General features: G+C 64.8%; 11 protein-coding genes and 1 pseudogene. 6 read left to right on the top strand and 6 right to left on the bottom strand.

Features of this window, described 5'->3' with window-relative positions; all coding sequences use genetic code 11:
* Nucleotides 1–39: 39 nt before the first annotated feature.
* Nucleotides 40–1,053, bottom strand: a complete 1,014-nt coding sequence (gene senB / locus ACW4E8_RS21520; RefSeq protein ID WP_456806398.1) for a selenoneine biosynthesis selenosugar synthase SenB — start codon at nucleotides 1,051–1,053, stop codon at nucleotides 40–42.
* Here senB and senA point away from each other — a divergent pair.
* The 3 genes from senA to ACW4E8_RS21505 all read left to right on the top strand — a co-directional run bounded on the left by senA (nucleotide 1,052) and on the right by ACW4E8_RS21505 (nucleotide 3,469).
* Entirely contained in the window at nucleotides 1,052–2,251 is a 1,200-nt protein-coding gene (senA, locus tag ACW4E8_RS21515) for a selenoneine synthase SenA (RefSeq protein WP_456806397.1), read from the top strand. The genes senB and senA overlap by 2 nt on opposite strands.
* Entirely contained in the window at nucleotides 2,248–2,733 is a 486-nt protein-coding gene (locus ACW4E8_RS21510) for a DUF3574 domain-containing protein (protein ID WP_456806396.1), read from the top strand. The genes senA and ACW4E8_RS21510 overlap by 4 nt, the downstream gene beginning before the upstream one ends.
* Nucleotides 2,734–2,950: 217 nt before the next feature.
* Entirely contained in the window at nucleotides 2,951–3,469 is a 519-nt protein-coding gene (locus tag ACW4E8_RS21505) for a hypothetical protein (RefSeq protein WP_456806395.1), read from the top strand.
* 96 nt (nucleotides 3,470–3,565) lie between these two features.
* Here the strand turns inward: ACW4E8_RS21505 and ACW4E8_RS21500 are convergent.
* A pseudogene (locus tag ACW4E8_RS21500) lies at nucleotides 3,566–3,772 on the bottom strand (oxidoreductase); the annotation flags it as partial.
* Between ACW4E8_RS21500 and ACW4E8_RS21495 the strand changes: the two are divergent.
* Complete coding sequence (locus ACW4E8_RS21495; protein WP_456806394.1) at nucleotides 3,744–4,457, top strand: glutathione S-transferase family protein; 714 nt, start codon at nucleotides 3,744–3,746, stop codon at nucleotides 4,455–4,457. The pseudogene ACW4E8_RS21500 and the gene ACW4E8_RS21495 overlap by 29 nt on opposite strands.
* Nucleotides 4,458–4,759: 302 nt before the next feature.
* Complete coding sequence (locus ACW4E8_RS21490; protein ID WP_456806393.1) at nucleotides 4,760–6,142, top strand: MFS transporter; 1,383 nt, start codon at nucleotides 4,760–4,762, stop codon at nucleotides 6,140–6,142.
* 383 nt (nucleotides 6,143–6,525) lie between these two features.
* Here the strand turns inward: ACW4E8_RS21490 and ACW4E8_RS21485 are convergent, their stop codons facing one another.
* The 4 genes from ACW4E8_RS21485 to ACW4E8_RS21470 form a co-directional block, all read right to left on the bottom strand.
* Nucleotides 6,526–8,541 carry an acetyl/propionyl/methylcrotonyl-CoA carboxylase subunit alpha gene (locus ACW4E8_RS21485; protein WP_456806392.1) on the bottom strand — a complete coding sequence of 672 codons (2,016 nt, stop codon included), beginning with the start codon at nucleotides 8,539–8,541 and terminating at the stop codon, nucleotides 6,526–6,528.
* 18 nt (nucleotides 8,542–8,559) lie between these two features.
* Complete coding sequence (locus ACW4E8_RS21480; protein WP_456806391.1) at nucleotides 8,560–10,167, bottom strand: carboxyl transferase domain-containing protein; 1,608 nt, start codon at nucleotides 10,165–10,167, stop codon at nucleotides 8,560–8,562.
* A gap of 64 nt (nucleotides 10,168–10,231) precedes the next feature.
* Nucleotides 10,232–11,413, bottom strand: coding sequence for an isovaleryl-CoA dehydrogenase (locus ACW4E8_RS21475; RefSeq protein WP_456806390.1), 1,182 nt, complete (start codon nucleotides 11,411–11,413; stop codon nucleotides 10,232–10,234).
* 71 nt (nucleotides 11,414–11,484) lie between these two features.
* Nucleotides 11,485–13,209, bottom strand: a complete 1,725-nt coding sequence (locus tag ACW4E8_RS21470; RefSeq protein WP_456806389.1) for an AMP-binding protein — start codon at nucleotides 13,207–13,209, stop codon at nucleotides 11,485–11,487.
* Between the two features lie 289 nt (nucleotides 13,210–13,498).
* Between ACW4E8_RS21470 and ACW4E8_RS21465 the strand changes: the two genes are divergently transcribed.
* The gene (locus tag ACW4E8_RS21465) at nucleotides 13,499–14,194 is read left to right on the top strand and encodes a TetR/AcrR family transcriptional regulator (RefSeq protein WP_013956909.1); all 696 of its coding nucleotides are present in this window, start codon (nucleotides 13,499–13,501) and stop codon (nucleotides 14,192–14,194) included.
* The last annotated feature ends 9 nt before the right edge of the window (nucleotides 14,195–14,203 follow it).

Below are 14,203 nucleotides of genomic sequence, written 5' to 3'. Positions count from 1 at the left end.
ACACCGGGTGTCCGCAACTTCCGCCATTCGTTTTCCGGTTCACGGCGGGGATGCCGCTTGTGCTTGTTTCAGGGCGTCGGCGACAAGTTTAATCACTTCCGCCCGTTCCCGCGCCGGTGCGAACAGCGGCGCCCGGCGCGCAACCTGCTCCCGCAGGCGGGCCAGAAAAGCGCCATCCCGGCTGACCCGCTCGAGCAGCAGCGCCAGTTGCCGGGCGTCGCCCGCGGGGAAATAACCCTCATAGTCGGAGCCCAGCATGCCGATATTGCCCGGGATGCGGCTGGACAGAACCGGCACACCGCTGCTTACGGCCTCGACGATGACGTTGGCGCCGCCTTCCATCACGCTCGAGATCACCATCGCCTGCGCTTGCCGGATGCGCCGGCGCGTCTCCGCGTGCGGCAGGCTGGCCAGCCAGACGTAGCGCTGCACCGCCGGCCAGGCACGCGCTTGCAGAGCCTGCGCCGCTTGCAGGTACGCATCGTCAAGGGCACCGCCTATGTGGATGAGCCGCACGCTCGAATCGTCGGGGAGCAGTTCCAGCGCCTGCATGGGGGTCAGAGGGTCCTTTTCCGCCCGCATGTGGCCCACCAGTACGATATCGAAGGTGCCACCACCGGGTGTACCCGGCGCACATGCCGGAGCCGACTGGTAAATCACACGGCACTTGGCGCGATGCCGGGGAGACAGTTCGGCTGGCCCTTCGTCCTGCAGCACCACCAGGTGGGTGGCGAGCTCGAGAGAGCGCCGGGCGGATTCGTTGCAGTGGATGTCGCGATAGAGGTCGGTCCCGGTCAGCACCGCTACTAGCGGACGATCCGGGCAGGCTGCGGCAAACCTTGCGATACTGTCTGCCGACCGCCGGGCGTGCAAGGCGATCATGCAGTCGGGCAGGGCGCCGCGCTCGCCGTCCGACGGCCACTCCGCGGCCAGCAGGACATCGTAGTCGGCGCGCAGAAAGCGGGACCAGCGGCTGGCGGTTTGCCAGTTGCCGTTATTGGCTTTCCGCAGTGCCGGACTGATAATTGCCACTGTGGCCTGGGGAGGGTGCATGGCGATGAAGGCTGAAGGGCTTGCTGCGAGAAGCATAAACAAGTTCGGGCTGGATGAGGCGTTCGTCGAAGCGCATCGACGCACGTGGGCCATCCTGCAGGATTTGTCGCCGTCCCAATGGCAGGTTCGCTACGATCCGGGCATCAACCCGCCATTGTGGGAGTATGCCCATATCGCCTGGTTTACGGAGCACTGGATCCTGCGCGATCCGCGTGCCGACCAGGCAGGGCGCTTCTCTGCCAGTCTCCCGTCCTTGCTGGCCGACGCCGACCGCTGGTTCGATTCCATGCGCGTTGCCCACCAGGACCGCTGGCATCTGGACCTGCCTCAGCTCGCGGAGATGCGCGACTATGTGGGCGCGGTGCTGGAAGGCGTGCGCACCCGGCTTGCCGCAACCGACGACACTGACGAGGCGCTCTATTTTTTCCGTCTCGCCCTGTTTCACGAAGATATGCACGCCGAGGCGCTGACCTACATGCGCCAGACGCTTGACTATCCCCTGCATGCTCCGCTTGCGATGCCTTCGCTCGCGCCCGGCGGCGGCGATGTGGCGATCGCCGACGATGCCTTCCTGATGGGGGCATCGGGGGACGGCGGATTCGTGTTTGACAATGAGAAGTGGGCCCACGCAGTCCGCATCGCCCCGGCTCGTATCGACCGCCAATGCGTCAGCAACGCGGCATTCGCCGAGTTCGTTGCCGCGGGCGGCTATCGCGATCGGCGCTGGTGGTCGGATGAAGGGATGGCCTGGCTGCAGCAGAGCGGGCTGGCGCATCCGGCACGGTGGCGCCAGGCGGCGCGCGACGTGCCGGGGCCATGGGAATTGCGCTGGTTCGGGCAGTGGGTGCCGCTTCCCCTCGACCAGCCGGTCTGCCATGTCAACGCCTATGAAGCGCAGGCCTATTGCCGGTGGGCCGGCAAGCGCCTGCCCACGGAAGCCGAATGGGAGTATGCGGCGAGCCGCGGCCTGATCCAGTGGGGTGGGGCGGTGTGGGAATGGACGGCCGATGCTTTCCTGCCTTATGCGGGTTTCTCGGCAGACCCCTACCAGGAGTACTCCGCGCCCTGGTTCGGCACGCATCGCGCGGTTCGCGGCGGCTCGTTCGCCACGCATGCCCGCATGCGGCATCCCCGCTACCGGAATTTCTACCTGCCGCACCGCAGCGACATGTTCGTCGGATTCCGCTGCTGCGTTTGACGGGTATTTTGAGCGTGGTCGCGAAATCCCCCGCAACGATGCAAGATCGGCTCCTGCCTCCGCGCTGTTTCCGAGATGCCGTCGCTGTTGCGCTGCCGTTGGCGCTGACGTTCGCCTTGTCCGGCTGCGCAGCCGTATCCGGCCCCACGTGCGCGGCCGGCGAGGAGCGCGCGGTTAGCGAGCTGATGTACTTTGGCATGGCGAAGCCTGATGGGGTGGTGTCGGCGTCTGAATGGGACGCCTTCCTGCAAGGCTCGGTGACTCCGCGCTTTGCGCAGGGTCTCACGGCCTGGCCTGCTTCAGGACAATGGCGCGGCGCCAATGGCCGCGTGGTGCGCGAGGCCTCATACGTCCTCAGTCTGGTGTACCCCGCGGACGAGCGCAGCGAAGCCGGGGCGCGAGCAATCGTCAACGAGTACAAGACCCGCTTTCAGCAGGAAGCAGTGCTCCGGGTTCGCAGCCAGGTGTGTGTGTCGTTCTAGCACAGCGCGCCAGTAGCCGGCGCAAGCGGCTTTGCGACTGCGGCGGCTCATATCACTCGGTACGAGATGCGGGTTTGGACCCGTCCAAGGATTATCGTAACGGGTTGGAATATTCGGCCGGGCCCGCGTGTTTACCAAGCAGTGCAGGCACGAGTCCCTGCATGGCGTGCACTATGCTGAATAGAATCGCGCCCGCCGCCCCTACCGGAGATCGATCATGCGCCATCGCCTGTCCGCCTGGCTGGCCGCCGCTGCGGCCACCCTGCTGTGCGCCTGTGCCACCCTCCAGCCCGTAGAGACCGCCCAGAAGATGCTCGGCAGCCCGCAGAGCGCCGTACGCGATACTTTCGGCGCACCCTCGGAGACATACCAGCTCGCCAACGGCACCAGCCGGTGGATCTACTCGAAGCAGCCGCTCGGCTTCCAGGTCTACGCGGCGGACTTCGACGCAAGCGGCAAGCTGGCCAATTTCCGCCAGATGCTGACCGAAAAGGAGATCTATGAGGCCCGCCCTGGCGTCTGGACCAAGCAGGACGTTGCCGAGCGCTTCGGCCGGCCCCGCGAGCCGATCGAGTACTACCCCATGATGAAACGCGAGGCCTGGTCCTATCGGCTCTACTCGGGCGCCTATCAGCCGGCGCACTTCAGCGCCTACTTTGACGAGCGCGGCGTGCTGGATCGCACCATGATCATTGTCGACCCGCTCGGCGGTGACGCGCGCGACAGCAGCAAGTAGGCGCTGCCAGTCCTTTTCCAAAATATCCTCTGCCGCCGGAGCTGAACGGCCGGATCGGCCGTCAGTCATGTCGGGCGTGTGGTCCCTGACCGCTCGGAACTCCTGTACCGTCGGGCGTAGCACGATTTCGTTGATATCCACGTCTGCCGGCTGCTCAATCGCGTAGGCGATGGCGCGCGCCACTGCCTCTGACGGAATCGCGATCTGGTAGAAGTCCTTCACGAACTTCGTCGTGCGAATCGCGCCGCCCACTTCATGGCGCAGCCTTTCCGAGATGGCTCGCACCGCAAACTTGGCCCGAGATCAAGCCCTCGACGCGGCCGTCACACAAAGTGCGGAAGACCAAACTTTCCTTTGTTCTACGACTTCGCTGCAGGTCGAAGCAGGAGAAGACGATTTCGGCGCCTACCTGAATTACCTTCATTTCGGTGAGGCTACCCTTACGTTTCCGCAGACACTTGTCCTTCGCTATTCGAGATTCGAGCCAGAAGAGCGGCGCCAGCCGACCGTCGCCGCAGATTACGCGAAATGGCCTCTGGCGCGCTTGCGCACATTGGAACCGGTAGTCAAGAAGCACGCATACCTGTGCTCGGGCCGTTTCACTGCGGCCGATGTTTCCGTGGGCTACGCCTTGCTGCTCGCACAGGACTTGGCGCTTGAGTCGCGCTTCACGCCGGCGATAGCGGAGTACTGGCAGCGTTTGCAGTTGCGACCAGCCTTCATTCGTGCCCTGAAAGCCCATGATGTCGCAGCGCCGGCGCAGGGTGTTTCGATTGTTCCTGCGCCGGACACCGCGCCAGGCACGTGGGCTGGCAGAGGGCTCCTGTGGTATGGAGCAACACGTGTGCCGTTCCATCGCCACGGCGCGCGCGGCATCATCGACTTTGTCGGGCAGCGCGCTAAAGTACTAGGGAAATCCCCGGCGTGGATTGTCATTGCAACGACAGATCGATGCGTACAGATTGCCTATGCTGACGTCGACCAGTGAGCGACGGCATGCCGCCCCACACATTCCTCGGTAAGAAGCCAGGCGAGAGCATGGACAAACTCGCCCTCGTATTCGACGCTATCTGAGCATGGGGGCGGTGGCTTGCAATTCAATCAGCGGCAACGATTGCCGCAAGGCGTTGTCTCGCCCTGGTCGTGTACATCGACACCACGAAGCCACTTCAGCAGCGCTTCGGTCACTAGACACCCCCTGAATCTCGACGTTCACGGGGAATGGCCTGCAGAGTCTAGGGTGTACGCAGGCCGCCAACATTGGTGCAAGCAGCACCGGGGAGACAAGCAATGCGTCAAGTCGACGTTCACAAGCTGGCCGACGAGGCCCGCTTCAATAGTTTTCACAGGCGCGTACTATTCTGGTGTGCGCTCATCATCGTCTTCGACGGCTACGACCTGGCAGTCGCCGGGATCGCGCTACCGTCGATTATGAAAGACATGGGCGTCAACTCGACCAGCGCGGGATTCATGGTCAGCTCAGCGCTGTTCGGAATGATGGTCGGTGCCATTCTCCTGGGTACGTTCGCGGACCGGATCGGCCGTCGCCGAGCCATTGCCATCTGCGTCGGACTGTTCAGCGTCTTTACGGCGGCGGCTGGATTCACCAGCGACCCAGTATTGTTCAGCGTTACCAGGTTCCTTGCCGGCCTCGGCATCGGCGGTGTCATGCCCAACGTGGTCGCGCAGATGACCGAGTACTCGCCGAAGCGGATTCGCAGCACGATGGTCACATTGATGTTCAGCGGGTATGCGGTGGGCGGCATGCTGGCCGCAGTGCTGGGCAAAGGCCTGATCGAGACCTACGGCTGGCAATCCGTTTTCATCGCAGCGGGACTCCCGGCAATCCTGATCCCGCTGATCATGAAGTCGCTGCCCGAGTCGATGCCGTTCCTGATCAGGTCGGGCCGCATTGACGAATTGAAGCAAACGGTCTCGAAGCTGGAGCCGAGCTACCAGCCGCATGCGAATGACCGCTTCGCACTGCCGTCCGAGCACAAGGCCGACGATGCACCGATTCGCCACCTGTTCCATGAGGGACGCGGTTTCAGCACGGTGATGTTCTGGATCGCGTTCTTCATGTGTTTGTTCATGGTGTATGCGCTCAGTTCCTGGCTGACGAAGTTGATGGCCAACGCGGGCTACAGCCTTGGCTCCGCGCTGACGTTCGTGCTGGTGTTGAACTTTGGCGCGATCGCCGGTGCGGTCGGCGGCGGCTGGCTGGCCGACCGCTTTCACATCAAGCATGTGCTGGTGGTGTTCTTCGCGCTGGCGGCCGTGTCGATCTCGATGCTCGGCTATAAGGTTCCGACCGCGGTGCTGTACTTGCTTGTCGGCATGGCCGGCGCGACGACGATCGGCACACAGATCCTCGCCTACGCATACGTTGGCCAGTTCTACCCGATGGCAGTGCGCTCGACCGGCATCGGCTGGGCCTCGGGCGTCGGCCGCAGCGGCGCGATCCTGGCGCCGATCGTGATCGGCACCCTGGTCGGGATGAACCTGCCATTGCAGCAGAACTTCTTCGCGATCGCCATTCCGGCGGTGATTGCGTTGGCCGCCATCGCATTGGTGGACCATCGCCGTTCGGCCTCGGTGCATGACGAGGACGTCAGCGCCGAGCTTCCTGAGCCAGTTGCAGTCGGCACGCGTCCGGCGGCACTGCGCCAGTGATGCCGCATGCAGAGGGTGCGGCAACGCGCCTCGGGGCTCCCTGATGCAGGGGGTCTTTTTTTATTTCTTAACCTGAATTCGCCAGAGCGTTCACCAGGGTTGGCGGCTTGCGTCCGGCGCCGCTGGAGAACGATCTGGAATGAAGGCTAGTCCCCGGGACGCTGGCTCCGTGCTTCTTGCAAAAAAAAAGAGGGTGGCATCGCAGGCGATGCCACCTCAGCTTGCTGACAAAGCCAGCCTGCATGCTGCCAGTTTGCTTCCCCCTCCCGCTTGCGGAAGAGGGGAGCGTTCACCAATGGCGCTGGCTCGCGTTCAACACATTGACGCACCAACGCTGCGCTACTGCGCCGACAGGCCTAAGCTTTGTCGGCAACCTGCCCATATCAAGCCTCAAACGCCAGCAGTTGCGCTCCTTCGGTCACCTGCTCGCCGATGCCGTACAGCACTTCGCTGACCACGCCGTCGGCCGGCGCGCTGATGGTGTGCTCCATCTTCATCGCTTCCATCACCAGCAGTGGCGCGCCGCGCGTGACGGTGCTGCCGGCCTCGACCATCACCGCGATGACCTTGCCCGGCATCGGCGCCGTCAGCTTGCCGCCTTCGCTTTCCGATTCGCCCGCATGGGCCAGGGGATCTAGCCAGGTCAGCGTGACGTGACGGCCGGCACTGAAGACGTGGAACGTCTCGTCTTCGAGATGCACCTGTCCATGCGCGCGGCGCGTGCCAAGGTCGACGCGAATATCGTCTGCCTTGCATTGCGCGGAGAACTGCCCGGCCATGCCTGCATAATACAGCGTGCTGCCGCGCGCATTGGTGTTCAGCGTGACGTCGAGCACCTGCTCGCCATAGCCGAAGCGCAGCGCGCGCGACGCGCCACTGTTCAGCCGCCATGCGCCGCCATGGGTCCACGGCGAATGCTGGTCGGCGGCGTCGATGCGTCGTTCCTTGTTCTCGCGATCCAGCAGCGCGGCCACGGCCAGCGCGATGATCTCCATGTCGACCGGCGCCGGCGGCGGGAACAGGACTTTCTCGTTGCGCTCGATCAGGCCGGTGTCGAGATCGGCGGTGCAGAACGCTTCGGACGACACCAGCCGCTGCAGGAAGGCGACGTTGGTCGACAGGCCGACCACGTGGTACGACGCCAGCGCCTGGCGCATGCGCGCCAGCGCTTCGTCGCGATCCTTGCCCCAGACGATCAGCTTGGCGATCATCGGGTCGTAGAACGGGCTGATGGTGTCGCCCTCGCGCACGCCGGCATCGATGCGGATGCCGGCCGGGCCGTGCGCGTCACCGCCGCGCATGAACTGCACCGCCGGCGGCGTGCGCAGGAAGCGCAGCGTGCCGGTGGACGGCAGGAACTGGTTGTCGGGGTTCTCGGCGTAGATGCGCGCTTCCAGCGCATGGCCGTCGATGCGCAGTTGCTCTTGCGTCAGCGGCAGCGCTTCACCGGCGGCGACGCGCAGCTGCCATTCGACCAGATCCTGCCCGGTGATCATCTCGGTGACCGGGTGCTCGACCTGCAGGCGCGTGTTCATCTCCATGAAGTAGAAGGAGCCGTCCTGGTTGGCGATGAACTCCACGGTGCCGGCGCCGACGTAGCCCACGGCCTTGGCCGCGGCCACTGCGGCCTCGCCCATGGCGCGGCGGCGTTCTTCGGTCATGCCCGGCGCCGGCGCTTCTTCCAGCACCTTCTGGTGGCGGCGCTGCACCGAGCAGTCGCGCTCGAGCAGGTAGACGCAGTTGCCGTGGGTATCGGCGAACACCTGGATCTCGATATGGCGCGGCCGGGTCAGGTACTTCTCCACCAGCACCTTGTCGTCGCCGAAGCTGGCCGACGCCTCGCGCTTGACCGAGGTCAGCGCGGCCTCGAAGCCGTCGCCCGACTCGACCACACGCATGCCCTTGCCGCCGCCGCCGGCGCTGGCCTTGAGCAGCACCGGGTAGCCGATGCGGTCGGCCTCGCGGCGCAGCAGTGCCGGATCCTGGTCCTCGCCGTGGTAGCCCGGCACCAGCGGTACCGCGGCCTTCTCCATCAGCTGCTTGGCCGCGCTCTTGCTGCCCATCGCGTGGATGGCCGAGGCCGGCGGGCCGATGAAGACCAGCCCCGCCGCGGCGCAGGCCTCGGCAAAGGCTTCGTTCTCGGACAGGAAGCCGTAGCCCGGGTGGATGGCCTGGGCACCGGTCTCCTTTGCCATCTCGATGATGTGGTCCGCGCGCAGGTAGCTGTCGCGCGCGGCCGAGCCGCCGATATGCACGGCCTCATCACAGAAGGCGACGTGGCGCGCGTCGGCGTCGGCATCCGAGTACACCGCGACGGTGCGGATGCCGAGCCGGCGGCAGGTGGCGGCCACGCGGCAGGCGATTTCACCGCGATTGGCGATCAGGATCTTGTTGAACATCGGTCTTCCTTGTCGTGATTACATGCGGAACACGCCGAACTTCATGTCCTCGATCGGCGCATTCAGGCTCGCGGACAGTCCCAGTCCCAGCACGGTGCGGGTCTGCGCGGGATCGATCACGCCGTCGTCCCACAGCCGCGCGCTGGCGTAGTACGGATGGCCCTGGTGCTCATACTGGTCGCGGATCGGCTGCTTGAACGCCTCTTCCTCTTGCGCGCTCCACTTGCCGCCCTTGCCTTCGATGCCGTCGCGGCGCACCGTGGCCAGCACGCTGGCGGCCTGCTCGCCGCCCATCACCGAGATGCGCGCGTTCGGCCACATCCACAGGAAGCGCGGCGAATAGGCGCGGCCACACATGCCGTAGTTGCCGGCGCCGAACGAGCCGCCGATGATGACCGTGAACTTGGGCACCTGCGCGGTGGCGACCGCGGTCACCATCTTGGCGCCATTGCGGGCGATGCCTTCGTTCTCGTACTTGCGCCCGACCATGAAGCCGGTGATGTTCTGCAGGAACACCAGCGGGATCTTGCGCTGGCAGCACAGCTCGATGAAGTGCGCGCCCTTGAGCGCGGACTCCGAGAACAGGATGCCGTTGTTGGCGATGATGCCGACCGGGTAGCCCCAGATGCGCGCGAACCCGCACACCAGCGTGGTGCCGTAGCGCGCCTTGAACTCGTCGAACTCGGAGCCGTCGACCAGGCGCGCGATCACCTCGCGCACGTCATAGGGCTTGCGCGTGTCGGTGGGGATCACGCCGTACAGTTCTTCCACCGGATACAGCGGCTCGACCGGCTCGTGCAGACGGATCTGGTCCGGCTTGCGGCGGTTCAGGTGCTGCACGATATTGCGCGCGAGCGACAGCGCGTGGTGGTCGTTCTGCGCGAAGTAGTCGGCCACGCCGGACAGGCGCGTATGGACGTCGGCGCCGCCCAGGTCCTCGGCGCTGACTTCCTCGCCCGTGGCCGCCTTCACCAGCGGCGGACCGCCCAGGAAGATGGTGCCCTGGTTCTTGACGATGATGGACTCGTCGCTCATCGCCGGCACGTAGGCGCCGCCGGCGGTGCACGACCCCATCACCACCGCGATCTGCGGGATGCCCTGCTTGGACAGGTTGGCCTGGTTGTAGAAGATGCGGCCGAAGTGGTCGCGGTCCGGGAACACATCGTCCTGGTTGGGCAGGTTGGCGCCGCCGGAATCGACCAGGTAGATGCACGGCAGGTTGTTCTGCTCGGCGATCTCCTGCGCGCGCACATGCTTCTTGACCGTCATCGGGTAGTAGGTGCCGCCCTTGACGGTGGCGTCGTTGCAGACGATCACGCATTCCTGCCCGGCCACGCGGCCGATGCCGGTGATGATGCCCGCGCCGGGCGCGGCATCGTCGTACATGTCGTAGGCCGCGAGCTGCGACAGCTCCAGGAACGGCGTGCCCGGATCGAGCAACTGCTGCACGCGGTCGCGCGGCAGCAGCTTGCCGCGCGACAGGTGCTTGTCGCGTGCGTCCTTGCCGCCGCCTTCGGCGAGCTTCGCGATCCTGGCCTCCAGGTCGGCTACCACGGCCTGCATGGCCCCGGCGTTGGCCTTGAAGGATTCGGAGCGGGCGTTCAGTTTGGTTTCGATGATTGGCATATCGTGCTTCTGGGTGTGCCGCGAGATGGTGCTGTCGGTCGGCAGATGGCGAAGGTAGGCGCGCTTACATGGTTTCGGAGAACAACTCGCGGCCGATCAGCATGCGGCGGATCTCCGAGGTGCCGGCACCGATCTCGTACAGCTTGGCATCGCGCCACAGCCGGCCGGCGGGGTATTCGTTGATATAGCCGTTGCCGCCCAGGATCTGCACGGTCTCGCCCGCCATCCAGGTGGCCTTCTCGGCCGTGTACAGGATCACGGCGGCGCAGTCCTTGCGCACCTGGCGCACGTGGCCGCTGCCCAGCCCGTCCAGGTTCTTGCCGACCGTGTACAGGTAGCTGCGCGCGGCCTGCAGCGTGGTGTACATGTCGGCCACCTTGCCCTGGATCAGCTGGAATTCGCCGATGCTCTGGCCGAACTGCTTGCGGTCGTGGATATACGGGGTAACCACGTCCATGCACGCCTGCATGATCCCGACCGGGCCGCCGGACAGCACCGCGCGCTCATAGTCCAGCCCGCTCATCAGCACCTTGGCGCCGCCGTTCTCGGCGCCAAGGATGTTCTCCACCGGCACTTCCACGTCCTGGAACACCAGCTCGCCGGTGTGCGAGCCGCGCATGCCCAGCTTGTCCAGCTTCTGCGCCACCGAGAAGCCTTTCATGCCCTTTTCGACGATAAAGGCAGTCATGCCGCGCGCGCCCAGCTCAGGCTCGGTCTTGGCGTAGACCACCAGCACGTCGCAGTCCGGGCCGTTGGTGATCCACATCTTGGTGCCGTTCAGCACGTAGCGGTCGCCCTTGAGCTCCGCGCGCAGCTTCATGCTGACCACGTCGGAGCCGGCATTGGGTTCGCTCATCGCCAGCGCGCCGATCCATTCGCCCGAGACCAGCTTGGGCAGGTACTTGGCCTTCTGCGCGGCGGTGCCGTTGCGGTGGATCTGGTTCACGCACAGGTTGGAGTGCGCGCCGTAGGACAGGCCGACCGACGCCGAGGCGCGGCTGATTTCCTCCATCGCGATCATGTGCGCCAGGTAGCCCATGTTGGCGCCGCCGTATTCCTCGGCCACGGTGATGCCCAGCACGCCCAGGTCGCCCATCTTCTTCCAGGCGTCCATCGGGAACTGGTCGGTGCGGTCGATCTCGGCCGCGCGCGGGGCCAGTTCGGCCTGGGCCCAGGCGCGCACGGAATCGCGCAGCATTTCGATGTCTTCGCCAAGGTCGAACTTGAGGCCGGGGAGGGTGTTCATAGCGGTGTCGTCTCTGGTGTTGTCTGTGGGATCGGGCGAGATGGCCGGCGCCGTGCACCGGCGCCAGCGCGTCAGGCCGTCCTGGATTCGCTGAGCTTCAGTTCCTGCGTCATGCGCTCGCGCATCACGAATTTCTGTACCTTGCCAGTGATGGTCATGGGCATCTCGTCGACAAAGCGGATGTAGCGCGGGATCTTGTAGTGCGCGATCTGGTCGCGGCAGAAATCACGGATTTCGTCCTCAGTGGCGCTCGCGCCAGGCTTGAGCACGATCCACGCGCAAACCTCTTCGCCGTACTTCTGGTCGGGAACGCCGAACGCCTGGACCGCCTGGACTTTCGGGTGGCGGAACAGGAACTCCTCGATCTCGCGCGGGTAGATGTTCTCGCCGCCGCGAATCAGCATGTCCTTCACGCGGCCGACGATATTGCAGTAGCCTTCCGCGTCGATGGTGGCGAGGTCGCCGGTGTGCATCCAGCCGTCGCGGATGGCTTCGGCGGTACGTGCCTCGTCATCCCAGTAGCCCAGCATCACCGAATAGCCGCGGGTACACAGCTCGCCGGTTTCGCCTACCGGGACCGTGGCGCCTGTCGCATCCACGATCCTGACCTCGAGGTGCGGCTGGATGCGGCCCACCGTGGTGGTGCGCTTGTCCAGCGGATCGGTGGTGCTGCTCTGGAAGGAGACCGGACTCGTCTCCGTCATGCCATAGGCGATGGTCACCTCGGACATGTGCATCTGCGACACCACGCGCTTCATGGTTTCGATCGGGCAGGGCGACCCTGCCATGATGCCGGTGCGCAGGGAAGAGAAGTCGTACCGCGAGAAATTCGGGTGATCAAGCTGGGCAATGAACATGGTCGGCACGCCATGCAGTGCCGTGCAGCGCTCTTCGCTGACCGCCTGCATGGTGGCTTCCGGCTCGAAGGCCTGCCCCGGGAACACCATTGCCGCGCCGGAGGACACGCAGGCCAGCACCGCCAGGACCATGCCGAAGCAGTGATAGAAGGGCACCGGAATGCAGAGCTTGTCCTGCTCGGAGAAACGCATCGCCATGGCAATGGAGCGTGCGTTGTTGACGATATTGCAATGGGTCAGCGTGGCGCCCTTGGGCGCACCGGTCGTCCCGCTGGTGAACTGCACGTTGATCGGGTCATGGCGGTCCAGCTGTGCTGTGATGCCATCCAGCGTCGACCGCGCCACGCCTGTGCCGCGCGCAATCACATCGGCATAGCGGAGCATCCCGGGCGTATGGTCGTCGCCCATGCGGATGACGCAGCGCAGTGCCGGCAGCCGCGCCGCCTGCAGTGCGCCCGGCGCGCAGGTGGCCAGTTCCGGGGCGAGTACCTGGAGCATCTCCAGGTACCGTGAGGTCTTGAAGGCTTCCGCCGCGACGATCGCCTTGACGCCAACCTTGTTCAGCGCGTATTCCAGCTCGGACAAGCGGTAGGCGGGATTGATGTTCACCAGCACCAGCCCCAGCCGCGCGGTGGCGAATTGGGTGACCAGCCACTCGACCCGGTTGGGGGACCAAATGCCTACCCGGTCGCCTCTCGCCAGCCCCAATGTGTGCAGGCCTGCCGCCAGTGCGTCCACGGCGTCGGAGAATTCGCGCCAGTTCCAGCGCACCCCTTGCTCGCGAAAGGCAACGGCTTCCCGCTCGGGGTAGCGAGCCACCGTTTGCGCCAGCAACTCCGGCACGGTCTGCTCCGACAGCGGAATGTTGGTGTCCCCCCTCACATGCGAAAGCCCGCCAATCGGCAGGATGGTGGGAGAGGACTCGGCCTGCATCGTCATACTTGTCTCCAAAGCCCGGTTGTGGTTCGTCTCGTGAGATGTTTGTGAGTGTTACTCAACAAACATCATATCGATGGATTCTGGGACGATGTCTTCGGGTTTTCCCGAATATTGGCGGGGTGCACGCTAGGATTTCGATGTATTCTTCCGAGGTCCGCCTGACGCCCCTTGGTGCGATGATTGAAAATTACATGGTGCCAATCGAAATGGCAACCTAAAATTGAGTAAAGCTCAAGTCGAGGTTGAGCCGGCCCTATAATCTCGCCTTCGGGCAAGCTAGGACTCAATGATGGAAGACGTCACATCGCCCCGCCGTGTGCCCGCAGGTGCCAAGGCGGAACAACGCATCCGGGACATCCTGCGCGTCAGCCGCGAGGTATTCGCCGAGCTCGGCTATGAGCGGACCACGACCACCGAGATCGCCCAGCGCCTGGGCATCTCCGAGGGCACGGTGTTCACCTACTTCCATGGCAAGCGCGAGCTATGCGCACGCGTGATCGAGGACTGGTATGACGAGATCATCGGCACCGTGGAACAAGGCATGCCGCACGGGCAGAGCACGAAGGTGCAGCTGGAGTTCTATGTCAGGACACACCTGAGGCTGTTCCTGATCCAGGGGACCGGCTTGTGTGCGCTGGTGTTGTCGGAGGGCCGTGCCAAAGGGCCGGGGCTGGGAGAGGTGTTCGTACCGCTGCAGCGCCGCTATACGGCGCCGTTGATGGACTTGCTGGCGCGGGCGCGGGACAACGGCGAGATCCGGGATGACCTGCCGTTGAGCCTGCTGCGCTCGGCCATCCTCGGGCCGATGGAGCACATCCTGTGGGACGCGATCGCCCGGCAGCGGCAAGTGGATATCGAGAAGACGGCCAGGGATATGGTGGCGCTGTTATGGCCCGCCTTGCTGCCTGTGGATGTCGAGGTGGAGAAGTTGCGGGCATTCTATGGAGAAGTCGGCGCGGCCTTGAGAAGGGCGGGCAACGGTTGAAGCGCGGCG

This window comes from Cupriavidus sp. CP313, assembly GCF_054072015.1.
This window is presented reverse-complemented; position numbering and strand designations above follow the sequence as displayed.

Excerpts from the sequence above, each read along its gene's own strand:
- ACW4E8_RS21490 (WP_456806393.1), top strand. The coding sequence starts at position 4,760 with ATGCGTCAAGTCGACGTTCACAAGCTGGCCGACGAGGCCCGCTTCAAT.
- ACW4E8_RS21480 (WP_456806391.1), bottom strand. The coding sequence starts at position 10,167 with ATGCCAATCATCGAAACCAAACTGAACGCCCGCTCCGAATCCTTCAAG.
- ACW4E8_RS21470 (WP_456806389.1), bottom strand. The coding sequence starts at position 13,209 with ATGACGATGCAGGCCGAGTCCTCTCCCACCATCCTGCCGATTGGCGGG.
- ACW4E8_RS21485 (WP_456806392.1), bottom strand. The coding sequence starts at position 8,541 with ATGTTCAACAAGATCCTGATCGCCAATCGCGGTGAAATCGCCTGCCGC.
- ACW4E8_RS21475 (WP_456806390.1), bottom strand. The coding sequence starts at position 11,413 with ATGAACACCCTCCCCGGCCTCAAGTTCGACCTTGGCGAAGACATCGAA.
- ACW4E8_RS21505 (WP_456806395.1), top strand. The coding sequence starts at position 2,951 with ATGCGCCATCGCCTGTCCGCCTGGCTGGCCGCCGCTGCGGCCACCCTG.
- senA (WP_456806397.1), top strand. The coding sequence starts at position 1,052 with ATGGCGATGAAGGCTGAAGGGCTTGCTGCGAGAAGCATAAACAAGTTC.
- ACW4E8_RS21465 (WP_013956909.1), top strand. The coding sequence starts at position 13,499 with ATGGAAGACGTCACATCGCCCCGCCGTGTGCCCGCAGGTGCCAAGGCG.
- ACW4E8_RS21495 (WP_456806394.1), top strand. The coding sequence starts at position 3,744 with ATGGCTCGCACCGCAAACTTGGCCCGAGATCAAGCCCTCGACGCGGCC.
- senB (WP_456806398.1), bottom strand. The coding sequence starts at position 1,053 with ATGCACCCTCCCCAGGCCACAGTGGCAATTATCAGTCCGGCACTGCGG.